The sequence below is a fragment of the Shinella sp. G-2 genome (genome assembly GCF_050172695.1).
Lineage (GTDB): Bacteria > Pseudomonadota > Alphaproteobacteria > Rhizobiales > Rhizobiaceae > Shinella.
In genome coordinates, this window is the sequence record NZ_JBBEYH010000007.1 from 239,807 (window position 1) to 260,596 (window position 20,790).

The 20,790-nt window shown below is 59.2% G+C and carries 21 protein-coding genes and 7 pseudogenes; 18 read left to right on the forward strand and 10 right to left on the reverse strand.

Going from position 1 to position 20,790, the window contains the following annotated elements; genetic code table 11:
- The first annotated feature begins 295 nt into the window (after positions 1-295).
- Entirely contained in the window at positions 296-772 is a 477-nt protein-coding gene (locus tag V8U06_RS14645) for a hypothetical protein (protein WP_427141273.1), read from the forward strand.
- Between the two features lie 747 nt (positions 773-1,519).
- Here V8U06_RS14645 and V8U06_RS14650 read toward each other — a convergent pair.
- Positions 1,520-1,822 (reverse strand): hypothetical protein, encoded by a 303-nt coding sequence (locus V8U06_RS14650; protein WP_427141274.1) that lies wholly within the window; start codon positions 1,820-1,822, stop codon positions 1,520-1,522.
- Between the two features lie 487 nt (positions 1,823-2,309).
- On the opposite strand from V8U06_RS14650, the gene V8U06_RS14655 reads away from it, so the two are divergent.
- Complete coding sequence (locus tag V8U06_RS14655) at positions 2,310-2,801, forward strand: cupin domain-containing protein (RefSeq protein WP_427141275.1); 492 nt, start codon at positions 2,310-2,312, stop codon at positions 2,799-2,801.
- Between the two features lie 171 nt (positions 2,802-2,972).
- On the opposite strand, the gene V8U06_RS14660 is transcribed toward V8U06_RS14655, so the two are convergent.
- Both V8U06_RS14660 and V8U06_RS14665 read right to left on the reverse strand, forming a co-directional pair.
- Positions 2,973-3,227 (reverse strand): hypothetical protein, encoded by a 255-nt coding sequence (locus V8U06_RS14660; protein WP_427141276.1) that lies wholly within the window; start codon positions 3,225-3,227, stop codon positions 2,973-2,975.
- A 15-nt stretch (positions 3,228-3,242) separates the two neighbouring features.
- Positions 3,243-3,425 (reverse strand): hypothetical protein, encoded by a 183-nt coding sequence (locus V8U06_RS14665; protein ID WP_427141277.1) that lies wholly within the window; start codon positions 3,423-3,425, stop codon positions 3,243-3,245.
- Between the two features lie 166 nt (positions 3,426-3,591).
- On the opposite strand from V8U06_RS14665, the gene V8U06_RS14670 reads away from it, so the two are divergent.
- The 5 genes from V8U06_RS14670 to V8U06_RS14690 all read left to right on the forward strand — a co-directional run bounded on the left by V8U06_RS14670 (position 3,592) and on the right by V8U06_RS14690 (position 7,091).
- Positions 3,592-3,984, forward strand: coding sequence for a hypothetical protein (locus V8U06_RS14670; RefSeq protein ID WP_427141278.1), 393 nt, complete (start codon positions 3,592-3,594; stop codon positions 3,982-3,984).
- A 747-nt stretch (positions 3,985-4,731) separates the two neighbouring features.
- Complete coding sequence (locus tag V8U06_RS14675) at positions 4,732-4,974, forward strand: DUF2934 domain-containing protein (protein ID WP_427141279.1); 243 nt, start codon at positions 4,732-4,734, stop codon at positions 4,972-4,974.
- A 57-nt stretch (positions 4,975-5,031) separates the two neighbouring features.
- Complete coding sequence (glgA, locus tag V8U06_RS14680; protein ID WP_427141280.1) at positions 5,032-6,516, forward strand: glycogen synthase GlgA; 1,485 nt, start codon at positions 5,032-5,034, stop codon at positions 6,514-6,516.
- Between the two features lie 17 nt (positions 6,517-6,533).
- Entirely contained in the window at positions 6,534-6,704 is a 171-nt protein-coding gene (locus V8U06_RS14685; protein WP_427141301.1) for a DUF2934 domain-containing protein, read from the forward strand.
- Positions 6,705-6,722: 18 nt separating this feature from the next.
- Complete coding sequence (locus V8U06_RS14690) at positions 6,723-7,091, forward strand: DUF982 domain-containing protein (RefSeq protein ID WP_427141281.1); 369 nt, start codon at positions 6,723-6,725, stop codon at positions 7,089-7,091.
- 89 nt (positions 7,092-7,180) lie between these two features.
- Here V8U06_RS14690 and V8U06_RS14695 read toward each other — a convergent pair.
- Positions 7,181-7,839 (reverse strand): annotated as a pseudogene (locus tag V8U06_RS14695) (DUF6766 family protein).
- A gap of 145 nt (positions 7,840-7,984) precedes the next feature.
- On the opposite strand from V8U06_RS14695, the pseudogene V8U06_RS14700 reads away from it, so the two are divergent.
- From V8U06_RS14700 to V8U06_RS14725, 6 genes and pseudogenes are all read left to right on the forward strand, one after another.
- Positions 7,985-8,949: pseudogene (locus V8U06_RS14700) on the forward strand (SDR family oxidoreductase).
- Between the two features lie 99 nt (positions 8,950-9,048).
- Positions 9,049-9,915, forward strand: coding sequence for an SDR family oxidoreductase (locus V8U06_RS14705; RefSeq protein WP_427141282.1), 867 nt, complete (start codon positions 9,049-9,051; stop codon positions 9,913-9,915).
- 72 nt (positions 9,916-9,987) lie between these two features.
- Positions 9,988-11,790 (forward strand): YbhB/YbcL family Raf kinase inhibitor-like protein, encoded by a 1,803-nt coding sequence (locus tag V8U06_RS14710; protein ID WP_427141283.1) that lies wholly within the window; start codon positions 9,988-9,990, stop codon positions 11,788-11,790.
- 13 nt (positions 11,791-11,803) lie between these two features.
- Positions 11,804-11,889 (forward strand): annotated as a pseudogene (locus V8U06_RS14715) (alcohol dehydrogenase catalytic domain-containing protein); the annotation flags it as partial.
- A gap of 123 nt (positions 11,890-12,012) precedes the next feature.
- The gene (locus V8U06_RS14720) at positions 12,013-12,246 is read left to right on the forward strand and encodes a DUF2934 domain-containing protein (RefSeq protein WP_427141284.1); all 234 of its coding nucleotides are present in this window, start codon (positions 12,013-12,015) and stop codon (positions 12,244-12,246) included.
- Between the two features lie 4 nt (positions 12,247-12,250).
- Positions 12,251-12,658, forward strand: coding sequence for an HD domain-containing protein (locus tag V8U06_RS14725; RefSeq protein WP_427141285.1), 408 nt, complete (start codon positions 12,251-12,253; stop codon positions 12,656-12,658).
- A gap of 18 nt (positions 12,659-12,676) precedes the next feature.
- Here V8U06_RS14725 and V8U06_RS14730 read toward each other — a convergent pair whose 3' ends face one another.
- The 3 genes and pseudogenes from V8U06_RS14730 to V8U06_RS14740 form a co-directional block, all read right to left on the reverse strand.
- A complete protein-coding gene (locus V8U06_RS14730; RefSeq protein ID WP_427141286.1) occupies positions 12,677-13,258 on the reverse strand; it encodes a cysteine hydrolase family protein in 582 nt (193 codons plus the stop codon).
- Between the two features lie 80 nt (positions 13,259-13,338).
- On the reverse strand, positions 13,339-13,839 hold the full coding sequence (locus V8U06_RS14735) for a ferritin-like domain-containing protein (RefSeq protein WP_427141287.1): 501 nt from the start codon (positions 13,837-13,839) through the stop codon (positions 13,339-13,341).
- A 114-nt stretch (positions 13,840-13,953) separates the two neighbouring features.
- Positions 13,954-14,337 (reverse strand): annotated as a pseudogene (locus V8U06_RS14740) (catalase HPII); the annotation flags it as partial.
- 164 nt (positions 14,338-14,501) lie between these two features.
- Here V8U06_RS14740 and V8U06_RS14745 point away from each other — a divergent pair.
- The 5 genes and pseudogenes from V8U06_RS14745 to V8U06_RS14765 all read left to right on the forward strand — a co-directional run bounded on the left by V8U06_RS14745 (position 14,502) and on the right by V8U06_RS14765 (position 18,741).
- Entirely contained in the window at positions 14,502-14,762 is a 261-nt protein-coding gene (locus tag V8U06_RS14745; protein ID WP_427141288.1) for a hypothetical protein, read from the forward strand.
- Positions 14,763-14,765: 3 nt separating this feature from the next.
- Positions 14,766-15,538, forward strand: a pseudogene (locus V8U06_RS14750) (SDR family oxidoreductase).
- Positions 15,539-15,746: 208 nt separating this feature from the next.
- Entirely contained in the window at positions 15,747-16,004 is a 258-nt protein-coding gene (locus V8U06_RS14755; protein ID WP_427141289.1) for a hypothetical protein, read from the forward strand.
- A gap of 163 nt (positions 16,005-16,167) precedes the next feature.
- Positions 16,168-17,340, forward strand: a complete 1,173-nt coding sequence (locus V8U06_RS14760; protein WP_427141290.1) for a DUF3459 domain-containing protein — start codon at positions 16,168-16,170, stop codon at positions 17,338-17,340.
- 114 nt (positions 17,341-17,454) lie between these two features.
- Positions 17,455-18,741, forward strand: a complete 1,287-nt coding sequence (locus V8U06_RS14765; protein ID WP_427141302.1) for an Nramp family divalent metal transporter — start codon at positions 17,455-17,457, stop codon at positions 18,739-18,741.
- Positions 18,742-18,783: 42 nt separating this feature from the next.
- Here V8U06_RS14765 and V8U06_RS14770 read toward each other — a convergent pair.
- The 3 genes and pseudogenes from V8U06_RS14770 to V8U06_RS14780 all read right to left on the reverse strand — a co-directional run.
- Positions 18,784-19,192 (reverse strand): annotated as a pseudogene (locus tag V8U06_RS14770) (GFA family protein).
- Positions 19,193-19,231: 39 nt separating this feature from the next.
- Positions 19,232-19,759: a DUF4142 domain-containing protein gene (locus tag V8U06_RS14775; RefSeq protein WP_427141291.1), complete on the reverse strand. Its 528-nt coding sequence runs from the start codon at positions 19,757-19,759 to the stop codon at positions 19,232-19,234.
- Between the two features lie 81 nt (positions 19,760-19,840).
- Positions 19,841-20,286 (reverse strand): annotated as a pseudogene (locus V8U06_RS14780) (YhjD/YihY/BrkB family envelope integrity protein); the annotation flags it as partial.
- Positions 20,287-20,790 lie beyond the last annotated feature (504 nt).

Here is a 20,790-nt window from a genome sequence, read left to right on the forward strand (position 1 = left end):
AGTTGGCAATTCGCTTCGGTTGGTCCCAATGATCTTCATATAATGTACGTACGATAATTCAGGCTGAGACGCAGGGGGTTTCTGTACGTACGATAGACATTTTTGTACGTACAAAGCGCGTCGACCCTATGCCGGCAATCCGAAGGCTCTCGCGAACAAAGTCTATGGCGGCCGGCTTGGTAACAATGGCGCGGATGACGGCTGGCGCTATCGCGGCCGCGAACTGGCGCAGATCACCCGCAAACCCAATTTCGCCAAATCCGGTCTCGCCGACACGCCTGAAACCGCAAGCCACATGGCAACGGCGGTGCGCATCCTCATCGACGGGATGGCGCATGGGCTTTTTACCGGGAACAAGCTCGCCGATCACGACTATCTCGTCCATACAACCCGCGATATCGAAGAGCTGCAGCGCTGGCGCCTCGGCCCCGATCAATACCACAAGGAACGGCTAGCAGCGGTCAAGGCCATAGAGGGTCGGACGGAAGAGTGGTTTTGGTCGCTTGAAGGCGAGGTCCGTAAGATCGACAATCTCGCCTATCGGATTGCAGCGGCGGAGCAGATGATGGCGAGCACCGCGGCGGCGATCAAAGGTCTGCAGGCGCTCGTCTCCGCGCAGTCCGGGGACATCAAGGTCATCAGAGAAATCTTGCAGCGCATCGAAGCCGGCAGCGAGGAAATGAGAGGCCGCCGTAAACGTCAGCCTCGACGGCCTCTCTTCCGGGGCGCCTCGTACCACCCCGAGTATCGCCTTGCGACTATCCTAGCGTGAGTCCACTCGCTCGAAAATACTTTCCGCAAGTCAAAGAAATCCGCTGAGGCGCGGCAAGCGACACAACAAAACGAGCGAACATTGCGGGATTCGGACAATCGGCCACTCCTGGAGAACGGAGCGGCCGATTGTTGCGGCCGGTGGGAGAGGGGAAACAGGGTGGCCGCTCTCGTGCAACTTCGAAGCAGCCGCTATGTTCCTTCTAGGGAGCTCATATACGTCGTGTTCGGCGATCTCATCGGATCGTAACAGGTGCGGTCGATATGCCGGTCGCTCCATGGGGTTCACATGGTATTGCCACCGGGAGTGCAGAAAGAACGGTTGCTTCGATTTCTTGAGCATCTCAGTATCGGAGAATATCGTTCGTTTGCCCATCAGTCCGGTTTGAAAACCGCGATCGTCGCTCGTGACCTCGGACTGGTTAGGTGGCTGGATGAAGCTCCGCCTTGGCGCTTTCGCTTGACCAAAAAGGGTGTGACGTACCGAGAAATGCTGGCAGCTCACGTTCGGCAACGGCGGCAAAGAAGCACGACCTCGCACTTCGTTTCGAATGATCGCGACGATTGAGAAAGAGACTCGAAAGGTTGAAGGTGAGCGTCTAATTTCAAAGCGCGCGACCATCGTGATTCGAAACTGCGAGGCTCTCAAAGCATACGCCGGCGAAGCGTACGGCGGCGCCGAGTGCGAGTACGCAAAATTGTTTCCTGTGCCGGCGGTACGTTTGTTGGCGTAGCGCTCCTGCGGCGCCTAAACCATCGGTGCGCGCTTGCCATCAAGCGCAATCTCTATAGTCCTGATCATGTCGGCCGCCTCGAGAAGCAAGGAGGCGAATTCCTCATTCGACAATTGCGAAACCATCTTGGTTGAGGAAATAATATCGAGAGCGACGTCGGAGTCGGCCGCCGCCTCCAATTCGTCGAGCGCCTCAGCGCCTTCTTGTATCGTGATGTAGGCGTGGTTGAGGAGGAACAATTTCTCGTCGTCGGAGAGTGTCGCCGGAATGTTTGCGGCGTGGATCAACTCAGCGATAACATCCGAAACTGCTTTCATTCAGGCTCCAAGGCAGTTGGCTTGAGTGGGCGGGTCTTCAGGCTTTATTCCGGCCGAAATGCTCCTTTGCGGTGGCCTCCAGCAATGGCTTGTCCGTGAAGGGGTTAAACGCGCCGCCAGGGTAGGCATCCAAGAGGTATTTCGCGAATGCTTTCCGAGCGTCCGGACGCCACGACCTCGTCGAGTCCATCCTGTGGAAAGCCTTTCAGCTCGGATGTCAGCCCGTGAAGATATCGTAGACCGCCCAAGAGCCTGCTCCGTCGTACCGGGTCTCGTGGCCCGGCGACTTTGGTAGCTTTGACATTTAAATCCCCCGCCGCAACAATACCGCACCTCTACCGGCTGACAATACCGACCGCGCGATATCCCTTCCTCGGGAGTGTCTGACAACAATTCACCGGATCATTAAATTTGTCGTGTCTTCCGAAAATCGGCTTTCATTTCCCCGTCCTAAAATGCCGCAGAAGTGAGCCGAACGAGGATTATCTTGGTTCTGAAGTTGCTGGTTGCAGGTGCTATTGCTGTCGCTTTCCGCCGTCGGTCAGACATTTCCATTGGACGTGGGCGCGTGAAAACCGCGTTCAAGGAGGTTTCTGATCTAAAAATGCGAGACGCGCCAATTGAGCCTAGCTGGATTGTGTCAGGCTCGCCCATCGCACGTGCCGCCGATCATGTCCGCAGCGCGGATGACTCGTCTTATTCCGCCATTTGGGATTGCACTTCTGGAACCTTCCGCTGGTACTTCCACTGGGATGAAACCGTAGTGATCCTAGAAGGCGAAGTTCATATCACCGATGAGGACGGTTCTTCCCGCACGTTGCGCGCGGGAGATATGGGCTACTTCGCCGCGCGAACCTGGGCGACCTGGCGCATTGACAACTATGTGAGAAAGGCCGCCTTCATTAGAAGGCCGTTCCCTTCACCCGTTGCGGCGGTCTATCGCCTGCGCAATGCTTTCCGCCAGCAAAAAACCTTCTAGCTACGTGGGGGAAATTGGGTGGGTGAGCATCTGGTGCTCATCCATAAAAAGATGGGCGAGCCGCCTCTGGGGATTAGCGGCTCGCCCGTCCTACCAACCTACGACAGGGGATGTTTACGGTGGGTGGGACTCGAACAGCGATCTCTTCAAAAGGTTCCGAGTGAGAAGCAATTAAAGCGCGATCAGCAGATAAAACGACATTGCGACTGCAAGCGGCCCGACCACGAGCATAACGAGGAGTTCGTCACGCCATGGTGCAGACGGCGGCGCGCGCCTCTCCCCCTCATTTCTCCCGGATGGTTTTTTGCACTCGCCCATGTCGGGAAGTTGCCAGATCGACTGAGCCGTGCAAGTTGAGAGCGCGTCGCCGGTTGATGAATCGTTAATATCCCGGCGCGGGTGCTTCATCGTGATAAGCGCAGCCATTCTGTTACGCCATACTTAGCTTTGGCCATGCATTTGGCGACCCGCCCGCTGATCTGCCAGTCGAAGTTCCCGCAGGCGCCGCGTCTTGGCTTCCCGTGCGGCGCGCGCTTGCTCGATCATGAGTTTGGCGGCACGAGTGGTTTCGTCGATGTTGCCGCGCGCGGACCGGGTAGGCGCTGGTTTTTGATCGGGTGTCATTATGCCCTCCTTTTAATTCCACAGCGGGATCGCGCCCGCATGGGAGGGGACATAGGGCAGGCGGGCGAGTATCCAAGCCGGTAGGACGCAAACGGAAGCCGCTCGGCGGGACGTGCGATGAACGCTCCGCGGCTTCCAGCCTGCGTCGCAGTAGGCAAGATGGTATATGGCGCTCGGCGAAATTAAAGCAATCGCTGATGACGCAGCACGCTCGCTTTTCGGGCGGGTCGTCGTTGTCAGGCTATTGTCACGCAGTAGCAGCCGATATTCCGGCGAGTGCGGCCGCGAGCTCGTCAAGGCCCATCAACTCATTTCACCCATGAGCGCTATTCCTACACCAGAGCTGGACATCACTGCGAACTCGTTCGTCACGCGTTGCGTTACCCGTCCAGTTTCTAAGCCGCCGCCGTCCATGCCCACGCGCCGCCGCCTCGACCAAGGGCGTGCAGTTAATCGTTCTTCAGTTCTCCATCGCCAGCGCCTTTGCAAGAAAGCCGAGGGCCGAACCCGGATGAGTTTTTTTGCGGTTCATAAAATGGTTTCTTGCTCACCGGACTGATCCTTTGTGGAAGCGCGACACCAGCGCCCGAATGAGCGTCGTGAGCGAATGAACCGTGCGCGTGTTGCACGTGGTTGTTGGGATCCACGACGTCTCGCCGCTCGTTAACGACACCTTGCGGACAATGAAGCGGCGAGATTTGCGAAAGTTCCTAGGCTCGGACAATTGCCATTTGCCGTTCGGACCAAGGTCTGGTCGCGGCAAAATGGTTCCATACAGGAGAACTCAACGGGCGCTGCGGTTGAGAAATCACCAGCCGGGATATGCCCACCATCTTCTGAATTTGCGTCATGGATGACCGAGAACGCCTCTCGGCCTACGGGTCCTTGGAGGACAGGTAGCAAGGTGTGTCGAGCTATATCCATTCGATGCTGTCACGCGGTGTGACGTGAGATATCGACGAGTGTGACATTCTAAGGACTGCCGTTCCGGCGGTCCTGTTTGCAGAGTTTTGGTGATCGGACATGACGTGGAAAACATCGCTTCTCGCCTGGTTAGCAAGCGCCAGTCATGATGTCCCTCCGGCAGGTCAGTCCTCCAGTTGTTATTCGCCGGCCTTGGTGGCTGCTTGCTCGGCCCGTACTCTGAGTAAGCGGCCACGTGCCACGAGTATCTGGCGGAAAGACTGAGGCAAGCAAGAACCGAAATGCAGGAACAAACTCGCTCCTATCTGGTTTTCTGCTGAAACAGTCCGTGAAGGGGCAAGGCCTCAATCCGGGCAACACGCTAGCGAGCGAGGGACATGCCATGGTCGATTTTGAAGAGCTTGTTCGCACCGAAGCTTACCATATTTGGGAATCGGCTGGCCGGCCCGACGGCTGCGATCGCGAGCACTGGCAAATGGCGCTCTTGCGCGTGCAAGTCCGTATGCAGGAAGCCCTGAATCGTAAAACAGCGGTGGTGGTGCCTCTGTCCGTATCGCGCGTTGTTCTTTCTTCCCGCAAGCAGAAGCGCCGCGACACGAGCCCGAACCGGATCGTTTCAGCCTGACCGGCCATACCACCGCGTCTCGGCGACGTTCAAACAACGGAGATTCACCTTCCGGCCATGCACGTGCTATCTGTCGTGTCCGAGATTTATCCACTGATAAAAACCGGGGGGCTGGCTGACGTCGCCGGAGCGCTTCCCAAGGCATTGGCCAGCCAAGGCGTCACGGTTCTATCGCTCGTGCCGGGGTATCCTCAGGTCCTTGCACAGCTTCCATATCGGCAGGAGATCGGCCGCCTCGAGGCGGTGCTCGGCCACACCGCGATTGTGTCGCGTGCGAAGACCGAAGGCCTGGACCTGCTCGTCCTCGAGGTGCCAGCGTTGTTTGACCGGGCTGGCGGCCCGTATGTCGACGAAGATGCGAGCGATTACCCCGACAACTGGCTGCGCTTTGCGGTTCTTTCTCTTGCAGGTGCTCGTATTGGCTTAGGTGAACTGCAGCATTTGAAGATAGACCTTGTTCACGTTCATGACTGGCAGGCGGCACTTCTCCCGGTTTATCTTCGACACAGGTACGCAAGCACACTGCCCGTCGTTTGCACGATCCACAATCTCGCTTTTCAAGGGCAATTCGCTTTCGATATCGCACCGCGACTTGACCTGCCGTCTTCGGCCCTCGACGTGGATTGCCTGGAGTACTACGGCGGCATCGGTTTTTTGAAAGGTGGCCTTACCTGCTCGGACATCGTGACGACTGTGAGCCCCACCTACTCAAGGGAAATCCTTTCACCGGAGTTGGGCATGGGGCTGGATGGCGTCTTGCAAACGCGTCGGTCGGCGCTCTACGGAATCGTCAATGGAATCGACTCGGAGGTTTGGAACCCGGCGGTGGATCCGTATCTTCCAATGACATATGATGTTCGGTCGCTGGCACGTCGCCAACAAAACCGTGCCGCGCTGCTTCGCCGTTTCTGTCTCGTTGATCATCGAGGGCCTCTCTTTGCAGCGTTGACGCGTCTTACGTGGCAAAAGGGCGCCGACATGCTGCCGGCGGCAGCGGAAGAGGTCGTCGCGCATGGGGGATGTCTTGTAATCTGCGGGCAGGGGGATCGTGCAATTGAATCAGCTCTGCAGAATTGTGCCGAACGCTATCGTGAGCATATCGGCCTGCACGTCGGCTACAGCGAGGACTTAGCGCATCTGATCGTTGCGGGGTCTGATATTCTTGTCCAACCTTCGCGATTTGAGCCATGCGGTCTGACACAGCTTTACGCCATGCGATACGGTGCTATACCTCTCGTCAGTCGCACCGGTGGCCTTTCCGAAACCATCATTGACGCCAACGAAGCCGCGATGGCGCGGGAGGTCGCGACAGGATTCCAGTTTCATCCGGTTGAGCCACACAGCTTCCGTGAGGCAGTTCGGCGCGCATGCGAAGCATACTCTGACCGAAGCTCTTGGTCCGGTCTGCAACGACAGGCGATGAAGGCGGATTTTTCCTGGGAACGGAGTGCCGCGCAGTATGCCCAATTGTTCGAAGCGGTCTGGGGGGCCTGGCACCAATCCACGGGCGGTTCAGCGCGAGCGTCGGTGGACCTCCCCTAGCGATCAGATCTCGGCAAATCCGCGAAAGTGCCAACGAAATTTGGCAGCGCGACAGTTCTGAAGACGGGCTCACGCTTGACCACTGGATTCAAGCTCAGGAAGAGGTTGATGCCGAACCTGCGGCAGAGCCGGCAGCGATCGCACGAGATCCTGATAACCTTCAGAACCGCCCTCCGCCGCCGAGTTAGGGGTCAAGCTGTTATTGAATGCTCTTCACGCAGTTGCTTGACCCCTCGCAAGGCCGGGCGGCTTTCTTCCTTCGTACGGAATCGGACGATAGGTGCCGCCGTCATTTGGGCGTGTGGACGGTGCCTGTCGTCGTCGCATTCGAACCTGGGCGCGGCGAAACCGTCCATGGACCGGGACAGGCGCTCGACTACCTCATGATCCGTTGGCCTGTTCAGCGCGGAAGGCGGTACGAACAGGCATGTGCGGTGACGGCGATGTGCGTCGAGGGGCATGGTGGTCTGTCGCAGGCCCGGAAAGCCTTTATCGCGGCGGCCGTGGAAGCTGGTATTCTTCCCATGATGCGCACGGCCGGTTCGCTGGTGGCAACCTCGATTTCTTACCCCTGATGAACAATGACGGCCCCTCTTTGACCCGTTGTCGCCCGCATCGTGGTGGGCGACGCTATCCATAACCAAGCGACCCGCGCCTTGGCTTGCTAGGCGCTGGTCTGCGCGTGTGAAGCCGCGACAGGCTTGGACTCCGGCGATTCTCGGAAACGCAGGAAAATCGAAAGAACGACCAGCACCGCGGTCGACAGAAACTCCGACTGCCAGTTCTGAAAGGATTCGAACCAGAATTGCGCACTGACAGCATGGTCCCAGATCGTAGGTATCGACATCCCATGGCGTTGTGCGTCCCAGGTCGCGGAGCGGGTGCTCTGCAGCGAGTGCAAGGCAAAGCTCAGCAGGAATAAGGTGAATAGCGCTATTCCAAGCGAATACGCGTAAAGCGTTCGGCCGAGACCACCCGCCCGCACACTTTTCGGAGTGCCGGGCCGCCCGATTTGATCAGCGGGTTCCAGGTCATGCTCTTCAAGCTGATCAGGGTCTTTGGATTCTGCGGAACCTCGCTGAAACAGAAATGCCGTCAAAACGACATACGCCGACATCTGAAGGAACTCACTTTCCAAGTTTTCGAAAAGTGCGGATAGGAAATGCCGCTGGCGACATAACTGGCGAAGGCGGTGGCAGGCAGGCGATGTTCAGCCAACTGCTCATTGTGAACCGATAGCCCGCTCACCGTCATACCGACCAGCGTTCCAATCGTGGCGGCGACGAGCACGATGGTCAAACCGTTGTCTCGAACAAACTTCATCGACCTACTCCGTGAATGACTGGTTGTCCAGACCGGTGCGGAACGGCGTTGTTCCTCAACAGAGTGCTTTGTCCGTCGCACCTTCTCGGACGGAACCTTTCGAGGTCCTGCCTGTTCGATTGCCATTCTTGAAAGGTGAAGAGTTATGGCGAAAGAAATTGCGGGCGCAGTCGTGGTGATAACCGGTGCGTCGAGCGGCATAGGCCAGGCGACGGCTGAGGCTTTTGCCAGGCATGGGAGCCGGCTCATACTGGCTGCTCGAAACGGCGAGGCTCTTTCGCGGGTGGCGCATGCTTGCAACCGGCTTAGTGCGGAGGCGCTAACGGTCATTGCCGACGTCGGTGACGCCACATCTGTCAAAGCTCTCGCTGAAAAGGCATTAGCCTTCGGGCGGATCGACTTCTGGATCAGCATGCAGGCGTTGGTGCGGTCGGGCGTTTCGAGGAGACGCCGATCGAGGCTCATGAACAGATCATTCGAACCAATCTCTTAGGCCATATCAACGACGCCCATGCCGTTTTGCCGATTTTCCTTCGGCAGCAACGCGGTGTGTTCATAAACATGATCTCGCTTGGGGGCTTCGCCGCCGCGCCGTTTGCAACCGCCTACAGCGCCAGCAAGTTTGGTCTACGCGGGTTTTCCGAAGCGCTGCGAGGTGAGCTTGCGGACCGGCCCGGCATTCATATCTGCGATGTTTACCCGGCTTTCGTCGATACGCCCGGCCTGCGACACGGAGCGAACTACGTCGGCCGCGAGATCACCGCGCCACCCCCATTAATCGATGCACGTAACGTGGCGGAGGCCATCGTTCGCGTGGCGCGTTTCCCACGTGCAACGACGACCGTGGGGGCCATGACGAGTCTCTCCAGGCTCGTGCATCTGCTTGCGCCCGATCTTACCGCACGCATTCTGGCACGCGGGATGGCCAGCTATTTCAAGCGCGCACGGCGCGTCGCCACGGGTGACGGCAATCTCTACCACCCTTCAGCGGATGCAGCCCATATCGATGGAGGGCTGAGATCGCCTCACCGTACCAGCCGAACGGTGCTGGTCGCGCTGACAGGCATTGCGCTGCTCGGCTTCCTTGCTGCCAGACGCAGCCGACGATGATTTTCGGCGGCGTTGCCACTCGTTGCCACGCCAGCCCGAAGCGCGGGAACATCTCCTACTCAGTCGAGTTGGCTAGTTGAGCCTTGAAATGGAGAATACATGAGCGACAACGAACGCGGGCCGCTTCCGCCGCAGCCAGAACAGAAGCAAACGCCCCCCGGTTTGACGCAAGCCATGACGCCCGTTCCCGACCACGGTGAAGACAGCTACGTCGGGTCGGGCCGCCTCAAGGGAAAGGTTGCGCTGATCACAGGCGCCGATTCCGGTATCGGCCGCGCCGTGGCGATCGCGTTTGCCCGCGAAGGCGCAGATGTCGTCGTTTCCTATCTGAGCGAGGACGAGGATGCCAATGAAACGGCCCGCTGGATCGAACGGGAGGAGCGACGAGCGCTTGTCCTTCCGGGCGACATAACCACCGAAGAGCACTGCGCCCATCTCGTGCGCCAATGCATCGAGAACTTCGGGCAGCTCGACGTCCTCGTCAACAATGCCGCCTTTCAGCGCACCTATGCCGATATCGGCGATATCAGCGCAGCAGAATGGGATCGAACGTTCCGAACCAATATCTATGCTCCGTTCTTTCTCGCCCGCGCCGCGATCCCGCACATGAAGCCGGGCAGCTCGATTATCAATACGACGTCTATCCAGTCGCGCCAGCCATCGCCCCACCTGCTCGCCTACGCATCGACAAAGGGTGCGATCTCGAATTTCACGGCCGGTCTGGCCGAGATGGTCGCCGACAAGGGCATTCGGGTGAACGCCGTCGCGCCGGGGCCGATCTGGACGCCCCTTATTCCGTCCACCATGCCGCCGGAGAAGACGAAGGATTTTGGCAAGCAAGCCCTGCTTGGCCGCGCCGGCCAACCAGCCGAACTGGCGGGAGCATACGTCCTGCTCGCCTCCGACCTCGGCAGTTACATGACGGGCGCCGTAATTCCTGTCACGGGCGGCGAGATCATGATCTGAGCCGGCGCTCATCGTCTGCCCGCACTGCAGCTTATACGCAGGCCTTAGCGCCCAGAAACCGAAGATTTGTATATGGATACGTTCAAGAACCTACGCCTTCCGGCCTGTGCTCTCTTGGTTCTCTTGCCCGCGAGCGCGCACGCCCAGATCAAAGGCGAGATCGGCCGCGCATCGGACGTGATCATCGAAGGCTCAATTCTGGAGCCGGTAAAACTCCAGATAAACGATGAAAACAAGCTTACAGGGCTCATAAAGGCGCCGGACGGCTTCAAGGTCGACGTTTTTGCGCGCGATCTTGTCAACCCGCGCATGCTTGCGGTTTCCAACGCCGGCATCCTCTATGTCACCCGCCGCGCGGTCGGCGACGTCGTCATGTTGAAGGATGTCGATGGCGACGGCAAGGCCGACGGCGCGGAGACGGTCGCCAGTCGCCCGGGCATGCACGGCATCGCCTTCGATGGCGACAAAGTCTTCCTCGTATCCATCCACGACGTCTATACGGCCGATGTCAAGGAAGACGGTACATTCGGTCCTCTGACACGTATCATCAACGATCTGCCCGACGCCGGCCAGCATGCCAATCGTACTCTCGGTATCGGGCCGGACGACATGCTCTATATTTCTTCCGGCAGCACCTGCAATGAATGCCAGGAAGACAACCCCGAAAACGCGGCTCTTCTACGCGCCAGCAAGGACGGCAAGAGCCGCACGATATTTGCGAGCGGTCTCAGGAACACGATCGGCTTCGACTGGGAGCCAACGTCGGGTGCCCTCTACGGCGTCGACCACGGCATTGACTGGCTTGGGGACGATGTGCAGATCGAAGAACTGAACCTGCTCGAACAGGGCAAGAAATACGGCTGGCCCTATGTCTATGGCAAGAGTGGCCTCAATCCGCATATCGACCCGCCGGAAGGAATATCGCTGCAGGATTGGGCAAGGCAGTCGAGCGAACCGCTGCTCGGCTACACACCGCACAGCGCGCCGATGCAGATGGCGTTTTATGACGGTAACGCTTTTCCGGAAGACTATCGAGGAGATGCGTTCATCGCCATGCGTGGCTCGTGGAACCGCCGCCCGCCGAGCGGTTACGAGGTCGTCCGCATCGATTTCGAAAACGGCAAACCCGTCGCCTTCGAGCGGTTCCTTGAGGGTTTTCTGTTGCAGCAGGAGAACGGAAAATATGGATATCTCGGTCGACTGACCGGCGTCGCTGTAGGCATGGATGGTGCGCTGTTCGTAGCCGATGACAGCAACGGAATCGTCTATCGTGTGCACTACGAAGGCAGGCAAAAGGCAAGCGCGGAAAATGCCGAGGCCATTCCTAACGTCGTGGCGGAAAAGCCTGCGTCGAAGATCGCTCTCGACCTGATCGAGGCGAAAGAGGCGCAAGCAATTGCCTTCAGAAGTGCGTTTGCGGCGGACCAGCCGATTCCGCTTCAGTATAGTGCCGACGGCGACAATGCTTCGCCGGCACTGGAATGGGAGTCCGGACCCGAGGGCACAAAATCTTATGTGGTCATCGTCGACGATCCGGATGCCGACAAACCCAAACCGTTCACGCATTGGGTGGCCTACGATATTCCGGGTGACGTCATTAAGCTACGCGAGGGGATGTCGGGGACACCGATCCTCCAAGAGCCGAAGGGCCTGAAGCAGGGCGCCAACAGCATGGGATCGATTGGCTATACCGGGCCCAAACCACCGGTTGGCGATCCCGCCCATCACTACCATTTCCAGGTCTTCGCGCTCGATGTCGAGACCCTCGGCATCGATCCAGGCGCGATGCGTGAAGACGTCCTGAAGGCTATGGCGGGCCATGTTCTCTCAAAAGGGGAGATCGTCGGGACGTTCGAACAGAAAGCAGCAAACTGAGGAGATCACCGCGGTGAAAGCGCTCACCTGGCATGGCAAAAGGATATCCGTTGCGAAAGCGTTCCCGATCCAAAGATAGAGAATGGTCGCGACGCCATACCTGACCGCCGGCCGCGGAGACATTCCGAGACAAGAAGGATGGCTGCATCAAGGTCGTCCTCAAGCCGTAAGGCGAGCACGCGATGATCGTATGCCAGCCGGAGACGAAGCGAGGAGAAATCGATGACAGATACACACCGACATGAACAAATCCGCCGGCGCGCCTATTGGATACGGGAAGAGGAGGGCTCTCCCGCAGGTGAGGATCTGCGCCACTGGTCAATGGCGGAAGCGGAGTTCGAGGCGTCTAAATCGGATTCCGGCGGAGAGTCAGCCACAGCGGAGACACCAGTTGTGCAGATTTCGACGGGAAATGAGCCGCCTCGCAAGAAAATCAAACGCACTGAAGGACCCTGAAGCCGTGAACCACCTCGATCACGCAATTCAGGTCGCCCAGTCGGCACACGAAGGCCAGTCCGACAAGACCGGACGGTCCTATTTCGAGCACTGCCGTCGCGTTGCTGCTGCCGTCGCAGACGACACCGGGAAGATCGTCGCCTATCTGCATGATGTGGTGGAGAAAGGTACGGGTTGGACGCTGGATCGGTTGCGGGAGGAAGGATTTCCTCCCGACGTTGTTGGCGCGGTGGACGCGATGACGAGCAGGGCGGATGAGGAGTGGGAGGTTTTTGTTCGCCGGGCCGCTTCGAACCCAGTCGCAAACCCCGTGAAGCGTGCAGACCTTGAAGACAATCTTTCACAGGCGCAGACGATCGGCGATGACGGTGAGAAATATCTTCGCGCCCTTCGTCTCGTCGCGGAACTATGAAGGCCTTGTAGCCAGCTGCTATCCAGAGACAGACGATAAAAACGCCTCCGTCGACATGGCGTGCATTTGGGCGGTAAACCGGCTTTCGAGCAGCTTCAGTGACGCGTCGTGCGTTTCATCCGTGCCACTGCAGACTGCATCCCTCAGGATGACGGCACGGTAGCCCAGATCGATGGCACCGAGCGCTGTGGCAAGGACACAGACATCGGTCTCGCCACCGGTAATGACCAGCGTTTCGACGTCCTGTCCCCTCAGAAACGCGTTGAGCCGTCCGTCGATCCAGGGGGAATAGGTCCGCTTGTCGAAGACGATCGCGGGTGGTGTGAATGCGGCAAGTTCTGGGAGCAGGTCATACATTTCGGCCGGCAGATGCTCGGCGGTCATCATCCACCACTTTTCATAATAGGCGCGCCACATGCCTGTCACATTGGTGGCGCGCGCGGGCGGCAGAAAGCGGGAGAAGATCGTTCGGTCCGCATAATTGCTGGCGACTTCCAGCACTTGTGGCGAGACCCGCTCCATCCAGGTGACTTTCCAGGGCGTGTCTTCGGCGAACATGCGCTGCATATCCACGCAGATATGTCGCCACTCACCGTACATCTCCACTCCTATCGCATTCGTCCTGGCGTCTTTCGCCGCGCAGCAGACGGGCGGAGAGCCGCCTCTCCGCCCGTTCCGGCTCATGCGGCCTTGGTCTTGCCTTCGCGGTTGACTTTGGCCTCTGCGAGCTGCGTCAGGGCCTGATCGGTTTTGGTTTCCTCGGCGAGCGTCTGGTCGAGGAGCTTAGCGACATCGCTCTTGCCAAGCTGCATGGCCCAGGACTTCAAGGTGCCGTACCGGGCGATCTCGTAGTGCTCGACGGCCTGAGCGGCGGCGATAAGGCCTGCATCGAGCGCGGGCGAGCCCTTGAATTCCTCGAGGATCTCCTGACCTTCTTCGAGAATGCCATCGATGGCCGGGCAGGTCTTGCCGCGCGCCGGTTTGCCGAGAAGCTCGAACACCTGCACGAGCCGTTCGACCTGGCTCTCGGTTTCCTGGAGGTGCTTGTCGAATGCGGCCTTCAGATCCTCGGCCTCGGCGCCGCGGATCATCTTCTTGAGGCCGGCAATGATCTTGCGCTCGGCGTAATAGATGTCTTTGATACCGTCGAGGAAAAGGTCTTCCATTGTCTTGGTTGGCATGGGTCTCTCCTGTTGTCGTGAAAGTTTGCCGGAGTGGCGGGCGCGATCGCGCGGGGATTCAACCAGCCTTTCTGACCTTTGTTCCCCCCCGCACACGGCAAAGAATGCCGCCGACTAAGCAGGCGGAACGGATGCCTTGCCGAGCTTGACGGAGGGCTCGCGTGCCCAAAGGCGCAGCTTGCCGAGCTCCGCGACGAAGGCAGAGAGGCCGTTTTCGCCGGGCAATTCGATCACGCCTTCATCGAGCCTGTCGGCAATCCCGGCGACCTGTAGGAGGGGTAGGGCATCGGCGGCGTGGCCATGAACTTGCAGTGCTGGAAGGCATCGGCGACGAAGTCCCGCGCGGTCGCTTCTTGAAGGAGATCATCCATCGCCGCCTTGGCCCGGCAGGAGCGCGACCGCGTCCAAAAGCACAGAAGGACAACCGTCGATCATGAACTGCGCCGGCACCGATTAACCGTCGGACGCCGACACGCCGCCGACTTTCGGTGCAATCAGGGCGACCTCGGTTTTGTGCGCTCCCTGTTTGTGACTGGCCAACGCTCGCGGCGAAAGGTTGCGTACGTCGGCATTTTCGTGCTTCCGACGACGGAGTCTGTCCGCAAACGTACAGGAACATCGTCTCCCGTCTCCGGTTTTGACCATCCCGATAGGAGGTCACCATGCAACTCATCGAAACGAATGTTCACAGCGGAGAAGGCACGACGACGGTTGAATTCGTCGGGGAGGGCGGGGAAAAGGTGTCGGTCTGTATGGTTGCGCATGACGTGCCGGAAGACGCTGCGATCACGCGCGCCAAAGAAGTCATGGTCCAGCTCACCGCTTTCGATTCTGATCCCCCACAGCAGGGCGATATCGAAGACGAGACGGTAAATGAGGAAGCCGTCGAAAACACTGGCTTCATGTCTGAGCCGCGGAGCTAACGTATGGGGGATCCCGTTACGGTGATCACCGGAGCCGGATCCGGAATAGGCCGGGCCACGGCGGAACTTCTTGCGGCAACAGGGCATCGGCTCGTGCTCTTCGATCGCGACGAAGATAGCCTCTCCGAAACGCGGGCGGGTCTGATGGCAGACGCCGAGGCAATTGCTATTGCCGGTGACGTTTCTGATGAATCTGACGTTGGCGAGATGGCCCAGAGGACGCAAGGCCATTTTGGCCGCTTGGACGCGGTCGTGGCGAACGCCGGCATCAACGGCGTCTGGGCACCGATCGAGGATCTACTCCCCTCTGAATGGGACGAGACGATCCGCATCAATCTTCGCGGCACCTACCTGACGCTTCACAAGGTCGTTCCGCTCCTGAAGCGTGCTGGAGGCGGGGCAATCGTCATCGTATCGTCGATCAACGGGGTGCGCACTTTTACCAATCCAGGTGCGACCGCCTATAGCGCGTCCAAGGCAGCGCAGGTGGCCATGGCGCAGCAGCTCGCCCTTGAGCTTGGAAAACACCGCATCCGGGTCAATGTCGTCTGCCCGGGAGCGATCGACACAAACATTGTCGCCGGCTCTGAAATCCGCAACCGCGCGGCAACGAAATGCCTGTTGTCTGGCCGCAGGGCAGCATTCCCCTGACCGATGGCAAGCCGGGCCAGGCAATCGACGTTGCCAAGGTCATCCGATTTCTGCTCAGCCCCGAGGCATCGCATATCACAGGCTCTCCGGTCTTCGTCGACGGTGGTCAGGGGTTGCTGCGATGATGGCCGTTGGTGGTGGCTGGGGGCCGCATTTTTGCAAGGACGGTTCGACGGTGTTCCGGCTTTGGGCGCCGGCCGAGTCCTCTTTAAAGCTGGAGATCGACGGTCGCGAGATGCCGATGGAGCGGCAGGATGAAGGTTGGTTCGCGGTCCGTCTCGACCATCAGCCTGTGGGGCACTCTACTGCTTTGTGCTTTCCGATGGCAGGCGCGTGCCCGATCCCGCATCCCGTTTTCAGCCGCTGGGTGTCGATGGCCCCTCGTTGCTGTGCACATCCGACCGTTTTGCGTGGAAACAAACCGGTTGGCGCGGACGCCCGTGGGAAGAGGCGCTGTTCTATGAGCTGCATGTCGGCACGTTCACGCGGGAGGGAACCTATACCGCGGCCATTGAACACTTGCCCGGACTTGCGGAGATCGGCTTCACCGCGATCGAACTGATGCCGATCGCCCAGTTTCCCGGCCGCTAGGGCTGGGGTTACGACGGCATATTCCAGTTCGCACCGCATAATGCCTATGGCACGCCGGAGGATTTGCAGTGCTTCATTGACGCTGCTCATAAGTGCGGACTAATGGTCTTCCTCGACGTGGTCTACAATCATTTTGGACCGGAAGGAAACTTCCTTCCGTACTATGCGCCGGGGTTTTTCCATCGTGAGGATCCCCACGCCGTGGGGATCTCGTATTGCGTTCGATCAGCCGGCAGTACGGTCCTACTTCGTCGGAAACGTTCTCCATTGGCTGGAGGCGTATAGGTTCGATGGTCTTCGGCTCGATGCCGTCGATCAGATCGCCGATGCCGGAACGCCACACATTCTCCAGGAAATCTCCGACACGGTGCATGCGGCGTTTACCGATCGTCATGTGCATCTCGTTGTCGAAAACCCCAGCAATGGCGGCGATTTGCTCGTCGCAGATGAAACCGGTCATCGCCTGTTTGCGGCCGACTGGAACGACGAATTCCATCACGCCATGCACGTTGCTGTGACCGGAGAAGCCGAGGGCCACTATGCCCCCTATAAGGACCGCCCATGGAAACAGCTGAAGCAAGCGCTTGCCAAGGGCTATGTGAACCAGGGCAAGACCACGGTCGGTTCCGTGCTGCCGAACTCCGCGTGCCTGCCCTCGACGGCGTTCGTGCACTTCCTTCAAAATCACGATCAGGTCGGCAATCGGGCGCTGGGGGACCGGCTTCACACATCACTTGAGCCGAAGGTCCATCGTCTTCTGACCGAGATACTCTTCCTGTCGCCGCAAATCCCCCTGGTCTTCATGGGCGACGAACATCTGAGCGACCGTCCGTTTCGCTTCTTTGCGGACTACACTGGTGATCTGGCCGTGAACGTCCACTGCAACCGCTTCAAGGAGGCGGAGAATTTTGGCGGCTATCCTGCCGGGGCAGGGCCGAAGGATATCGTGGATCCAAACGATTGGACGACTTTCACAGGGTCTAAGCTCGACTGGTCAAAACGGGACGCACCGGAGCGTCAGGACTGGCGAGCATTCATGAGTCGTCTTATCGACATCCGCCGCCAGTACGTGGTCCCATTGCTCGCAAATGTCCAAGGCTACGCGGGGACCATCGTCTCGGAGACGGACACGGAACTCTTTGTCGACTGGCAGCTGAATGGCGGGCTATTCCAGCTGCGGGCAAATGCCTCCGACGCGCCTCGCACTCTTAGCGCCGACCTTGGTGATCTGGTTTATGCGAGCGGCCCCGACGGAAAGCGAGATGTCATCCCCGCCTGGTCTACCCTTCTCTTCGTGCGGCCTTCGGGGAGTTTCGCTCACGAGGCTGGATCATGAAGGTGGTGGCGTGGAACTTTATTGCGTCATCCCGGTTCGCGTGCCGGCGCTCGGCCGAGGACTTGCGCCAGCAGGAGCGTGTGATCGATGACGGATACAGCCTCTAAATTGCCAATGGATCCAGCCGGTCAAGGAGACGCTCCGCCCGACGGCGGATCAGAACCCATCCTGAAACAACTCGGGCCGGGCTTGATCACGGGCGCCGCGGATGACGACCCTTCCGGGATCGCCACCTATTCGCAGGCCGGCGCGCAGTTCGGTTTCAATATGCTTTGGCTGATGCTGCTGACCTACCCGCTGATGTCGGCCATCCAGATGATCAGCGGGCGGATCGGCCCGGTGACGGGATGCGGACTGGCTGCTAACCTGCGCACGATCTGGCCACGGTCAATGGTGTTGCTTCTGGTCAGCCTGCTGTTCGTCGCCAACACGATCAATATCGGCGCCAATCTTTCCGCGATGGGCGCTTCGGCTGAACTTGCGACAGGGCTGCCGGGCATGCCGGCGACCATCGCCTTCGCGGTCGTGTCGCTCATACTTCAGATGTTCGTGCCCTACCACCGCTACGCCGCCTACCTGAAGTGGCTGACTATGGTGCTGCTTTCTTATGTCGCCGTGCTCTTCGTCGTGGAGATAGACTGGCTGGAGGCAGCAAAGGGCTGCATCCTGCCTTCGCTTGAACTGAATGGCGGGACGTTCACGGTGATCGTCGCGATCCTCGGCACGACGATCAGTCCCTACCTGTTTTTCTGGCAGACCAGCCAGGAGGTGGAGGAGATCGAGGGAAAGGATGAAGCGCAGCCGCTGCGGCAGGCGCCGCGCCAGGCAAAGCGGGAACTGAAGCGCATCCGCATCGATACTTTCGCCGGCATGGCGATCTCCAACCTCGTCGCCATCGCCATCATGATGAGTACGGCGGCGACCCTGCACGCGAACGGAAAGACACATATCGGGACCGCAGCCGATGTGGCAGAAGCCTTGAAGCCCGTCGCCGGAAACTTCGCCTTCGCTCTGTTCAGCATCGGGATCATCGGAACCGGCATGCTTTCCATTCCGGTGCTCGCGGGCTCGGCCGCCTATGCTGCGTCGGAATGCTGTGGGTGGGCCTGCAGCCTCGAAAGCCGGCCGAAGGAGGCAGTGGGCTTTTACAGCGTTATCGCGATTGCAACGATGCTTGGCCTTTCCATCGAATTCCTTCCTGTCGATCCCATACGCGCCCTCTTCTGGAGCGCCGTTATCAACGGCTTCGTCGCCGTTCCAATCATGATCGGCATGATGATGGTCGTCAGCCGTCACGCGCGCATGAGGCAGTTCACGGCCCGGCCAACGCTCGTTGCCGCCGGCTGGGGGGCAACCGCAGTGATGGCGGCCGCCGCGGCGGCGATGATAATCTCTCGGTGATGGGTTCGATTCCGCTCGGGTAATTGAAAGAGCCGACAGTGGTTACGGCCGGTCTTCGTCATATTGCTCGGCGCGTTCGACAGGCCGGAGCCAGGGTTCGCGGCGCTTGATCCACAGTTCGTAAGTGGGGGTAAGGGGTGTCGGCGCATCGGACAAAATGCCGAGCTTCACCTCTGCTTCGCGCGTGTCGAGCGAAAAGACACGCGCGCCGCAATGAGGGCAAAAGCGCCGGCTTCTCTCTGGTATGTTCGAACTGTCCAGCAGGCCAGACCCCGAAAAACGTGAAGGCCGAGCCACTCTCTTGCCGGCAGTCGGTGCAATGGCAGATGCCCACCCTGGCGGGAGCGCCACGCACTGTTATCCCTACCTGTCCGCAAAGACATGATCCGGTGGGACGCGTCACGTCGCGCCTGGGTCCTATCGACCCTTTCCAGGATTTGTGAGAAATCATTGGAATTTTCACCATGAACAACGCGAAGGGGTACGGCCGCTAGTCGTCCAAATCCTCGGCCATCTTCAGGTGGTGTTCGAGCGCCGGAAGCGTCTTTGCGGCCCATGCTTTCAGATCGGCGTTGTCGCCTTCGGAAGCGTAGCGCTTGAAGACGTCGACGGCATCTTCATGAGCGTCTTCCTGGTCGTCCTGATAGGCAGCGTCGAACTCCTTCCCCGAGAGATCCTTGAGCTCGTCGAACGATTTCGTCTGCGCGTCGGACATCCCTGTGGCAGCAAGCGCCGTTACTTTACCGCCGTCAATCAGGCCCTTCAGTTCGGCCGTCGTCTTCTCATGAGCGTCGATCATCTGTTGGGCAAAAGCCTTCGTCGCGGCGTTACCCTTCTGCAACGCGAGCTTGCTCGACTCGATCTCGAAGATGTCGCTCATCGATACCTCCTTCACGAAATCCTCCGTTTTGGGAGGAATGTTCAGCACGGAGTTAACGCCTGTGGTTTCGGCGGTCGACTGGGCGAGGGCGGCGGATGAGATCAGAAACAACGCAAGCGAGGTGGCTATCGTTTTCATGGCAGGTCTCCTTTGCTGTTTGAACCTTGCAACCGCCTGCTTGTTCCATGCAATCCATGAAAGGGCCTAGTCTCCGTTGCCCTATCTCTCGTCCGCCGTCGCTCCCAATGTGTCGGCAACGAAGGCGCCACGCGCGCCCATCGGGCGCGGCGGGCCCGTCGTCGTATCCCGCGCCGTCTGATGTTCAAGCTCTGCATTTACCTCGGCACCTACGATGGCGAAATTGCTGAGATAAAAGGAAAAGCCGACGGACATGACGATCCACGCGACCACCGTCAGAGCGGCGCCCCATGTCAGCCACCTCAGGCGCGCCGGCGCGCGGCTTGGTCCATCCCGATAGCTACAGGTTACGGCGGCGAAAGCGAGCACCATCAGGATCGGCCACCGGAGGATCAGGAGAAGCCGCTCGTCGGAGCCGTCCAGCCAGAGATAGGCCCGGGCAGTATGGCAATGAGGCCGATCGACACGGTGAGCCCGAAGATGCCACCGATTGTGAACGCCAGGCCAATCATCGTCGTCCTGCGCAGCGCTGTGAGCCATGCTGGGCCGACCGGCAGGGGAGGCTCGGCCGCAGTTGCACCAGCCCGCCCGCTGAGCGTCAATGGTCTCGACAAAAGTAGGAACTTACATTGATGGTGAGCTTCGGACCGCGGGTCGTCGGTTCGGTTCCTTTCAAGGGCTTGAGCAGAACATCGATCACCTATGCAATCGGCGTCGGATTCGGAGTAGGCGTTGTTGGACGACGGTGGTCTTTCAACCGCATCACCCCTGCTTCCGCCACCTGGGCCGTAAATCGCGCCGCCGAATGCCAAAGTATCAGCAAGCCGCCGGATAGAAGTACCGTCCGACGGCTTGCCGGTCGCTCCCGCCTCAAGAATTCTTTGTGCTTGCAAATAGGATATATCATATATATTTATGCAAGCTGAAAGTTGGGAGGCTCTTCATGGAACTCAAAGACGGCACGCTCTTTCGCCAGGCAGCCCTTGTCGGCCAGCGCTGGATTGAAGCGGATGGCAGCGGCATAGCGGTGA